The organism is Rhodoferax sp. UBA5149 (assembly GCF_002413825.1).
Lineage (GTDB): Bacteria > Pseudomonadota > Gammaproteobacteria > Burkholderiales > Burkholderiaceae_C > Rhodoferax.
The window spans coordinates 35,362-36,581 of record NZ_DHXT01000050.1 but is presented as its reverse complement, the minus strand read 5'-3'; the positions used below and the strand labels follow the sequence as shown (position 1 = coordinate 36,581).

Below are 1,220 nucleotides of genomic sequence, written 5' to 3'. Positions count from 1 at the left end.
CCGAGAGCCGGATTTCTGCGAAAAACATGCGTTCGCCGGTTGACAGAAGCTTACACGCAACTTACAGTAAAACCTTCCAACAGGAGGTTCCCATGATTCCCCACATGCCCCCTCATCTCCCCCTGTTCAAGCTCCAGCGCATCAAGAAGTGGCATGTGGAACACCGGGCCGAGCACCCGCTGGAGTATCAGCTGTGGGACGCGATGCTGATTCTGTGGGTCATGGGGCGGGTCGGCTGGTTGCCCGCGTTCACGCTGGACGCCCCGTGGGCTTACCCCCTGTGCCTGCTGGCCATGCTGGCACCGAGTTTGTATGTCAGCTGGCGCCTGCAGGCGGATGCGGCGCAGCGCCTGCGGTGTGACTGGCGAGACAGCTTGAATTGAGCCGCTCAGCGCAGGGGGCGACGACTCATACGCTCATATGGGTCGCGCTTCCGCCAGCACTTGCGCGCGGAATTTGATGGGCAGATCTCCGGGGGTCAGCAAGTCCACCGGCACACCCAGCAACTCGTCCAACTCCACTTGCAAGCCCCCCAGATCAAACAGGGTCGTTCCTGGCAACGGGTCCACCAGCAAATCAATGTCACTGCCCTCAGCATCCCGCCCGTAAATAACCGATCCGAACACGCGGGGGTTCGCTGTGCGAAAGCGCGCAGCCGCATCCAGCACAGCGCTGCGGTGAAGTTCCAGTGATTGGGAAGGTTTCATGGATTTTTTGGTGCAATTACCGCGAATAGTAGCCCAACGCCATTGAAATATGAACGATCACGCCGAGCGCGCCAGGTTCAGCGCCAGCAGGCGCTTGAGGATTTCTTCGTCCGGCATGTCGGCGGTGTAGTCGCTCCAGCCGTAGGCCTGGGCCACTGCGGCGTCCAGCGCCTTGTGGGCCGCGTCCAGCCAGGCCGGGCGCTGGTTGTACAGCTTGGTGAGCGTCCTGTCGGCCAGGTCTTTTTCGTGGCCCAGTTTGGGGAGGATGCGGTCGGGGTACGGGCTTTTGTCCATGCCCAGTGGAATGACCTCGGGCACGCGCTCGGTCCACTCGGGCGGGTTGAGCCAGGCTTCGCGCAGGTCGTTCAGGCGCTTGGCGGCTTGGGCGATGTTGCTGGCGTTTTCTCTGACGCTTGGCGTTGCGCTGCGCTGGGCTGGCTGGGGGTGGGCTCGCCTGACTGCATTTTGCGCTGGCCCGGCAGGAATGACGGCGCCGCCTTGCAGCGTTTCGGT

Annotated in this window: 2 protein-coding genes and 1 pseudogene; 1 reads left to right on the top strand and 2 read right to left on the bottom strand. The window is 62.5% G+C overall.

Annotated features, from left to right (window positions below):
• Nucleotides 1-92: 92 nt before the first annotated feature.
• A complete protein-coding gene (locus B3V69_RS04190; RefSeq protein WP_296444099.1) occupies nucleotides 93-383 on the top strand; it encodes a hypothetical protein in 291 nt (96 codons plus the stop codon).
• Nucleotides 384-416: 33 nt separating this feature from the next.
• Here the strand turns inward: B3V69_RS04190 and B3V69_RS04185 are convergent, their stop codons facing one another.
• Together B3V69_RS04185 and B3V69_RS04180 are read right to left on the bottom strand one after the other, a co-directional pair.
• Nucleotides 417-707, bottom strand: a complete 291-nt coding sequence (locus tag B3V69_RS04185) for a nucleotidyltransferase family protein (protein WP_296444097.1) — start codon at nucleotides 705-707, stop codon at nucleotides 417-419.
• A 57-nt stretch (nucleotides 708-764) separates the two neighbouring features.
• Nucleotides 765-1,220 (bottom strand): annotated as a pseudogene (locus tag B3V69_RS04180) (adenine methyltransferase); the annotation flags it as partial.

Coding starts and splice junctions, on each gene's coding strand:
- B3V69_RS04190 (WP_296444099.1), top strand. CDS start 93: ATGATTCCCCACATGCCCCCTCATCTCCCCCTGTTCAAGCTCCAGCGC.
- B3V69_RS04185 (WP_296444097.1), bottom strand. CDS start 707: ATGAAACCTTCCCAATCACTGGAACTTCACCGCAGCGCTGTGCTGGAT.